Here is a 7,346-nt window from a genome sequence, read left to right as displayed (position 1 = left end):
ACGAGCCGGACGCCTTCTCGGGCCAGGATTACTGGCCGGACAAGCTCGGGCGGCAAAGCTTCTACCGCCCGACTGGCCGCGGCCTCGAGGCCCGGATCGGCGAGCGGCTGGAGCGCTGGGCCGCGTTGCGGACGGAGAGGGAGGGCTAACCAAGGCGGCGCTAGTTCACGCGGGTCGACCGACGATCTGGTCCGTCACGTCACGGCCGCTGGCGACGGTCGTTCCGATGCACTGGACCGTGTAGATCGGGCCCCGACGGATGACCCGGGCCAGCTGGACGTCGCTCAATCGCGCCTGCGGGACGAGCCAACTCCTGCGGAGGAGACCGGACCGGCCTGGCCCAGATCCGTCTCGATCAGCTCCGTAATGGAGGGTTGCGGCCTCGGCTTACGGGGTGCAGCCGGGGTTGCGGAGGCAACGACGATCCGGTCGGGCTCGAGCCGGGCACTCCGTTCCGGACGGATTTGGCGCGTGCTGCGCGGCGCTGGCTGGTCGTCCTCCTCGACCGCCGCCGCTGCAACCCGAACGGGCGCCGGCCGCGGCGCGGCCGTGCCGGGTTCAGCGCGCGCCACGAGCGTGGCGGGATGGATCGGGTCGAAGGTGCCCGCGGGCCGCTTTTCGTAGAAGACGTTGCCGCCGGCCGCCGCCACATAGGCCATGTTGCGATAGGGGAAGGTGTGGCCGGAGGTATGGAAGAACATGGCGCCGCCGACCTTGTCGTGGCGCTCTCCCGCCAGCACCTCGTCCGCCACCTTGTAGGCGAGGGCCTGCGAGCGGCCAGACATGGGCTTCGTCAGGGCGCCCTCGGCGAACTGGTTCTGCTGCCCGACGACGCCGCAGACGGTTTTCGGGTAGCGCCGGGATTGCAGCCGGTTCATCACCACCGTGCCGACGCCCAGCATGCCGTCCGGGCTGGAGCGGTTCGATTCGAAGTACATGACCCGCGCGAGGCAGTCGCGATCGGTCAGCGACATCTGGTTCCCGAACGGGATATGGCCGCAACCACCGAGCGACAGGGCCGTCACGACGACGGCTGCCGCGGGCGCGGCCTTGAGCGGTCTCGCCAAGGCTTCGACTCCGAATACGCAACACGGGAGCGAGCGCACGCGGAACCGGCAGGGCTGCCGAGACCGCGCGCGTTCTGCCACTGAAGGATCAGAACGCTCCGACCATCTTGAGATCGGGTTAACTCTCCGGCACGAAGAGGCGGCATGACAGGCGAGACCGACCCGCCGGCGCTCGACGCCGACACGATCGCCTTTGCCGGCCGCGTCTTCGACCTGGCCCGAGGCGGCCGCGAGGCCGAACTCGCAGACTTCCTCGCCCAGGGCGTCCCGCCGAACCTCACTAACGGCAAGGGCGACACGCTCCTGATCCTCGCGAGCTACCACGGCCACGAGGAGAGCGTGCGGCTTCTGCTCGACCGAGGCGCGGATCCGGACCGGGTCAACGACCGCGGCCAAAACGCGCTCGCGGCCGCGGCCTTCAAGGGGGCGCTCCGCGTGATGCAGCTTCTGGTGGAGCGTGGGGCCGCGGTCGACGGATGCGGTCCGCAGGGCCGCACCGCGTTGATGACAGCGGCCATGTTCGACCGGACGGACGCGGTCGATCTGCTGCTGTCACGGGGCGCCGATCCGGCCCGGCAGGATGCCGACGGTCGCGACGCAGCCTCGCTCGCCACCCAGATGGGCGCCTACGGAACGCCCCGGCGCCTCGCGGCCGCCCTGACCCGGCCTCCGGCGGACTGAAGCTACTCCTCGTCCGCGCTCGCGATGGCGATGTCCCGCCTCGGGGGGAGAGGGATCCGCAATGTCGCCTCGGTGATCCGCGTGGCCGGCGTCTGCTTCGCCTCCGGGTCGGCCAATTCGCGATCGCGCGACCCGGGAGCCTCGTCGCGAGCGACGAGCATGTGGGGCCGTACGGGCTCGAAGGTGCCGGGAGGCTTCTTCTCGTAGAAGACGTTGCCGCCCGCCTTGGCGACATAGGCCATGTTCGGATACGGGAATGACAGCCCGGCCGTGTGGAAATGCGTCGCCGCACCGACCACGTCGTGACGTTCGCCGTCGATCACGGCGTCGGCAACCTCCTGTGCGAGAGCGAAGGCGCGCCCTTCCGCCGGCTTCGACAGGACGCCCTTCGCGAACTGGCGTTCCTGCCCGACGACGCCGCAGATCGTCTTCGGGTATTTGCCCGATTGAAGGCGGTTCGCGACGATCGTGCCCACCGCGAGCATGCCGTCGGTGCTGGACCGCTTCGATTCGAAATACATGGCCCGCGCCATGCAATCGCGGTCCTCGGTCGAGGCGTTCAAGGCCAGGAGATTGTTGGCCGGCGCCTGGGTCTGAACGCAGCCGCCCGAGGCGAGGGCCGCCAGGGCTGCTGTCGTGGCCGCGATCGTAGCCCAGGTCGGCAATGCTTGGTCTCTCCGGTCCGAAGCCGACCGATTTCCCTCCCGGCCGCCCGCGCGGTCAAGCCGCGGCGTACCGATCGGAGCCGAACAGGGCCGGTTCCCAAGCGCCTGATGCCGGCGGACAACACTCCGGCCCTGTCGCGATCCGCCCGTCCGGGTCGGATCAGCCCTGGGCGTCCGGGCATGTCACGCCGATCATGTCGCTCGCCCGCACGAGACCGGCAAGCCGCTCCTCGGACCAGCCCTCCGTTCCGGCCGGCCGCGTCGGCAGCACCATCCAGCGATAGTCGGCGGTGGAATCGACGACCCGGATGCGGACGTCGTCCGGGATGACGGTACCCCATTCCGCCAAGACGCCGCGCGGATCGCGCACCGTCCGGGCCCGGTAGGCGGGCGACTTGAACCAGAAGGGCGGGTAGCCGAGCACGGCGCGCGGGTAGCAGCTGCAGAGTGTGCAGACGACGACGTTGTGGATCTCGGGCGCATTCTCGAGCACGCCGAGGGGCGGCATGCCTCGCATGAACACGCCCGCCGCCTCCGCGGCTGCCGTGCCGTCGCGGAGAAGGAGGGCGCGGAAATCCGGCTCGCGCCAGGCGCGGGCCACGATGCGGGCGCCCTGGGCGGGGGAGGCGGCTTCCGTGACCGCCACGCGCTCGGCGAGTTCGTCCGCGCTCACGAGCCCCCGTTCGGCCAGGATCGCGCTCACGGCGGCGAGCAGCCTGCCGCTCTCGGCCTCGCGCACATTCATGTCCGGCGCTCCTCGGGCTCGAGCCAATGGTCGTAGATCTCGATGACGAGTTCGTCGCCGGTGCCGTCCGGGAACAGCGCGCGGAGCGGAAAGGCGACATGGTAGAGGCTGCGGATCGCGGGTTCCCGCCTGAAGGCGATGTCGCCGGGATCGGGGAAATCGCCGAGATGCCGGAGGATGGTGCCCGGCTTTCCGCGCACGTAATGCGGTGTGCGGACATGGACCGGGCCGTCCGCCTCCGGCCAGGCATCCTTCACCCGGACCGCCATGCCGGCCGACAAGGTCACGAGGCCGCCTCGGCGAGCTTCGCCCCGATCTCGGCCTCGTCGATCACGCCCCGGCGGATCAGGGTCGCGGTGATCGAGCGGATCCATTTCTGGTAATAGCTGAGGCGGAGATAGTCCTCCTCGGGGATCTCCTCGATCCCGCGGCGCAGCTCGTCCACGGTCATCAGGCCCTTGAGGGCCAGGACCTGCCGCAGAGCGTCGACCTCGCGGTCGAAGGCCGTCAGCTCGTGCGAGGATGTGTCGATCTCCTCGCACAGGAAGCGCGGCACCCCGCCCATGTCGTGGTGGGCGCGGGGACGCTCCTGCGTGTCGCTGTCGCTCATGTCGAGCCCCCTTTTTGGCATCGCCAGCATAGCCTTGTTTTTCCTGGCGTCGACCTGGGCTACAGAGAGTGATGCAGGCGACATTTCTGGTCTTTCTCGGAGCGGGCTTCGGCGGCGCCCTTCGTCACGGCGTCAATCTCGGATGCGCGCGCATCGCCGGGACAGCCTTCCCGTGGGGGACGCTCACCGTGAACGTGGTGGGCTCCCTCGCCATGGGGTTGATCGTCGGCTGGCTGGCTTTCCGGTCGGACGCCGCCTGGAGCCAGCCGCTCCGCCTCTTCCTCACGACCGGAATCCTCGGCGGGTTCACCACCTTCTCGGCGTTTTCGCTCGATTCGATTCTTCTCTGGGAGCGCGGACACATGGGCGCTGCGCTCGCCTATGTCGGCGGCTCCGTCGCGGTCTCGATCGGCGCGCTCGCCTTGGGATTGGCCGCGATGAGGGCTTTCACGTGAGCCGCGGCACGGGTCCGGGCCGCGGCGGCGTCGGAAGGGCGGGTCGGCCCCGAACGGCACCTTCGGCCGCCACGGCGAAAGCGGCCCGGTCACGGCCGGCCCGCAAGGCGGCGCCGCGTCCGGCCCCGCCGGCCCGTCCCGCGCCCCCGCCTCCCGTGCCGGCGCGCGTGCCGAAGCCGGCGCCCGTGGAATATGCTCCCGTGCCGGCCGGTGTGCAGATCGTCTCGGTCGGGCCGGACGAGGCCGGCATGCGGCTCGACCGCTTCCTGTCGGCCCGCTACCCGATGCTCGCCCTGACCCACATCCAGCGCATCGTACGCAAGGGCGAGGTCCGGGTCAGCGGACACAGGGCGAAGCCGAGCGACCGGCTCGAGGCCGGATGGGGCATCCGGGTCCCGCCGCTCCGCATCGACAACAAGCCGGAATCGAGCCGTCCGCCGACCGAGGCCGACGAGGATGCCGCCTTCCTGCAGGGGCTCGCGCTCTACGAAGACGACGACATGCTCATCATCAACAAGCCTTTCGGCCTTGCCGTCCAGGGTGGGCCGGGCCTGCGCCGCCATGTCGACGGGCTGCTCGAATCGATGCGGAGCCGCGACGGGCAGAAGCCGCGCCTCGTGCACCGGCTCGACAAGGACACGGCCGGCTGCCTCGTGATCGCGAAGAGCCGCTTCGCAGCCGCCGCGCTGGCAAAATCCTTCCGGTCGCGCTCGACCCGCAAGATCTACTGGGCGCTCGTCGCCGGCGTACCCCGGGTGAAGCAGGGCCGGGTCTCGACCTACCTCGCCCGCGAGGAGGGTGACGAGACCGAGACCCGGATGGCGGTCGCGGCGCATGGCGACGACGGGGCGACCCACGCTCTCACCTATTACGCCGTGGTCGACCAGGCCGCCCAGAAACTCGCCTGGCTGTCCTTGAAGCCGGTGACCGGCCGCACGCACCAGTTGCGGGCACATGCGGCCCATATCGGGCATCCCATCGTCGGCGACCCGAAATACTTCGCCGTCGAGAACTGGGAACTGCCCGGCGGCATCCAGAACCGGCTGCATCTTCTCGCCCGACGCATCGTCGTGCCGCATCCGCGGACCGGGAAACCGGTCGATGTCACCGCCCCGCTGCCGCCCCATATCCAGCAGAGCTTCAACCTCCTCGGATTCGACGTCGCGCGATTCGATCCGATCGAGGACGCGCCCGAGGTTTGAGGGCCGCGGATGGGGATGAACCGAGGACGATGATGAACCGGACCGTTTTCTTGGCGCTGGCGGCCTTGCTGCTGGTCGGGACACACGCCGCCGGGGCGGATGTGCGGATGCAGGGCAAGCCGCTGGCGCCCGGCACGGTCCAGGGTCGTGCGCCCTTGCCGCCCGCCTCGCAGGCGGTGCCGCGCGGAGCCCGCACTTTCGCGCGCTGCAACGCGGAGGCCCTGAAGCGCCGGCTGCGCGGCGCCGAGCGGCGCCATTTCGTGCAGCGCTGCCGGCTGGGTTACGGCCAGCGGCTCTTCCGACGCCGGACGGTCAGGCCCGACGCGATCTGAGCGCGACATTGCAGCTCGTCGTGCTCGACGTCGACGGAACCCTCGTCGACAGCCAGGGCCTGATCGTCGCCGCGCAACGCGAGGCTTTCGCGGCCTGCGGGCTGCCAGCGCCGACGCGCGAGCGGTCGCTCTCCATCGTCGGGCTGTCGCTCAACGAGGCCTTCACGGCGCTGGTCGGGCCGCTCGGGCCCGTGGCCGAACTGGCCGAGGCCTATCGCCAGGCTTTCGGGCGGCTCCGGGCCGATCCGGCCTGCGAGGAGCCGCTCTTTCCCGGGATCGAGCGGATGGTGCGCCGCCTCGCCGCCCATCCCGACATCGTGCTCGGGATCGCGACCGGCAAGTCGCGCCGTGGCGTCGCGCATCTCGTCGAACGCCATGGCTGGGACCGGCTGTTCGCCACCGTGCAGACGGCGGACGATGCGCCCTCGAAGCCCGATCCCGGCATGCTGCTGCAGGCCATGACCGAGACCGGCATCGGGCCGGATGCGACCGCGATGGTCGGCGACACCAGTTTCGACATGCTGATGGCCGGAGCCGCGGGCGTCCGGCCGATCGGCGTCGCCTGGGGCTACCATCCCGTGCCGGCGCTGATCGAGGCGGGCGCCGAGACGGTGATTCGCACCATCGAGGAATTGGCGCCGCTGATCGGGCTGGAGGAGGCGGTGGCCGCCCATGGTTGAGGCCACCCGCACCGATGCGCGGCCCGCACCCGGCCCGAAACGCTTCTACCGCGAGGCCCGGGCCCAGGCGGGGGAGGGCGGCTATGTCCTCACGCTCGACGGCCGCCCGGCCCGCACGCCCGGCCGCGCGCTTTTCGCCCTGCCGACGCAGGCCCTCGGCGACGTCGTGGCGGCGGAATGGGCGGCCCAGGGCGACACGATCGACCCCGCCACGATGCCGCTCACCCGGCTCAGCAACACGGCGATCGACGGCGTCGCGGCCGAGATCGACGCGGTCCGGGCCGACATCGCCCGCTACGGCGGGTCCGATCTCGTCGTCTACCGGGCCGGCGAGCCGGAGGGCCTTGTCGCCGCGCAGGCGAGAGCCTGGGACCCGGTGCTCCACTGGGCGCGGGCTGATCTCGGGGCGAGGTTCATCCTGAGCGAGGGCGTGATGTTCGTGGCGCAGCCGGATTCGTCGCTCGCTCGCATCCGGGAGCGGCTCGACGAGCAACGCTCGCCCTTCCGCCTCGCCGCGCTGCACGTGATGACGACGCTCACCGGCTCGATCCTGATCCCGCTGATGCATGTCGCCGGGCAGATCGATACGGCCGCCGCCTGGGACGCCGCGCATGTGGACGAGGTCTTCCAGGAAACCCGCTGGGGCACGGACCACGACGCGCTCGACCGAAGGGCACGCCGCCGCGGCGAGTTCGACAGCGCGTCCAGGCTTCACGCGCTGAGCTGAATCGCCCGTCAGGCGGCTCTTGCTAGAAGATCTCGCGCAATCTGACGTCCCTTCGTCATTGCGAGCGCAGCGAAGCAACCCAGAACTCAGCGCAGAGGCCCCTGAATAGCTTCGTCGCTCACGCTCCTCGCAATGACGCGGCGGACGACTCACCTAGAAGCATCTATCTGGGGTGCCCGGCG

Annotated in this window: 11 protein-coding genes and 1 pseudogene; 7 read left to right on the top strand and 5 right to left on the bottom strand. The window is 70.5% G+C overall.

The window, feature by feature from the left end:
- Window positions 1-149 (top strand): annotated as a pseudogene (locus ACFE87_RS16715) (replication-associated recombination protein A); the annotation flags it as partial.
- Between the two features lie 135 nt (window positions 150-284).
- On the opposite strand, the gene ACFE87_RS16710 reads toward ACFE87_RS16715, so the two are convergent.
- Window positions 285-1,067, bottom strand: a complete 783-nt coding sequence (locus ACFE87_RS16710; RefSeq protein WP_375460785.1) for a cell wall hydrolase — start codon at window positions 1,065-1,067, stop codon at window positions 285-287.
- Window positions 1,068-1,211: 144 nt separating this feature from the next.
- Here ACFE87_RS16710 and ACFE87_RS16705 point away from each other — a divergent pair, with 144 nt between their 5' ends.
- Window positions 1,212-1,748 carry an ankyrin repeat domain-containing protein gene (locus ACFE87_RS16705; RefSeq protein ID WP_375460784.1) on the top strand — a complete coding sequence of 179 codons (537 nt, stop codon included), beginning with the start codon at window positions 1,212-1,214 and terminating at the stop codon, window positions 1,746-1,748.
- Between the two features lie 2 nt (window positions 1,749-1,750).
- On the opposite strand, the gene ACFE87_RS16700 is transcribed toward ACFE87_RS16705, so the two are convergent.
- The 4 genes from ACFE87_RS16700 to ACFE87_RS16685 all read right to left on the bottom strand — a co-directional run bounded on the left by ACFE87_RS16700 (window position 1,751) and on the right by ACFE87_RS16685 (window position 3,768).
- Complete coding sequence (locus ACFE87_RS16700; protein ID WP_375460783.1) at window positions 1,751-2,413, bottom strand: cell wall hydrolase; 663 nt, start codon at window positions 2,411-2,413, stop codon at window positions 1,751-1,753.
- Between the two features lie 160 nt (window positions 2,414-2,573).
- On the bottom strand, window positions 2,574-3,158 hold the full coding sequence (locus ACFE87_RS16695) for a nitrile hydratase subunit alpha (RefSeq protein ID WP_375460782.1): 585 nt from the start codon (window positions 3,156-3,158) through the stop codon (window positions 2,574-2,576).
- Window positions 3,155-3,445 carry an SH3-like domain-containing protein gene (locus tag ACFE87_RS16690; protein ID WP_375460781.1) on the bottom strand — a complete coding sequence of 97 codons (291 nt, stop codon included), beginning with the start codon at window positions 3,443-3,445 and terminating at the stop codon, window positions 3,155-3,157. The genes ACFE87_RS16695 and ACFE87_RS16690 overlap by 4 nt, the downstream gene beginning before the upstream one ends.
- A complete protein-coding gene (locus ACFE87_RS16685) occupies window positions 3,442-3,768 on the bottom strand; it encodes a hypothetical protein (RefSeq protein ID WP_375460780.1) in 327 nt (108 codons plus the stop codon). The genes ACFE87_RS16690 and ACFE87_RS16685 overlap by 4 nt, the downstream gene beginning before the upstream one ends.
- 71 nt (window positions 3,769-3,839) lie before the next feature.
- Here ACFE87_RS16685 and crcB point away from each other — a divergent pair, with 71 nt between their 5' ends.
- The 5 genes from crcB (at window position 3,840) to ACFE87_RS16660 (ending at window position 7,164) form a co-directional block, all read left to right on the top strand.
- Window positions 3,840-4,223, top strand: a complete 384-nt coding sequence (crcB, locus tag ACFE87_RS16680) for a fluoride efflux transporter CrcB (RefSeq protein WP_375460779.1) — start codon at window positions 3,840-3,842, stop codon at window positions 4,221-4,223.
- A gap of 185 nt (window positions 4,224-4,408) precedes the next feature.
- The gene (locus tag ACFE87_RS16675; protein ID WP_375460778.1) at window positions 4,409-5,425 is read left to right on the top strand and encodes an RluA family pseudouridine synthase; all 1,017 of its coding nucleotides are present in this window, start codon (window positions 4,409-4,411) and stop codon (window positions 5,423-5,425) included.
- Window positions 5,426-5,457: 32 nt separating this feature from the next.
- Window positions 5,458-5,757: a hypothetical protein gene (locus ACFE87_RS16670; RefSeq protein ID WP_375460777.1), complete on the top strand. Its 300-nt coding sequence runs from the start codon at window positions 5,458-5,460 to the stop codon at window positions 5,755-5,757.
- Window positions 5,758-5,765: 8 nt separating this feature from the next.
- A complete protein-coding gene (locus tag ACFE87_RS16665; protein WP_375460776.1) occupies window positions 5,766-6,437 on the top strand; it encodes an HAD-IA family hydrolase in 672 nt (223 codons plus the stop codon).
- Window positions 6,430-7,164: an ATP12 family chaperone protein gene (locus tag ACFE87_RS16660; protein WP_375460775.1), complete on the top strand. Its 735-nt coding sequence runs from the start codon at window positions 6,430-6,432 to the stop codon at window positions 7,162-7,164. The genes ACFE87_RS16665 and ACFE87_RS16660 overlap by 8 nt, the downstream gene beginning before the upstream one ends.
- The last annotated feature ends 182 nt before the right edge of the window (window positions 7,165-7,346 follow it).

The organism is uncultured Enterovirga sp. (genome assembly GCF_964242715.1).
Classification (GTDB): domain Bacteria; phylum Pseudomonadota; class Alphaproteobacteria; order Rhizobiales; family Beijerinckiaceae; genus Enterovirga.
This window is presented reverse-complemented; position numbering and strand designations above follow the sequence as displayed.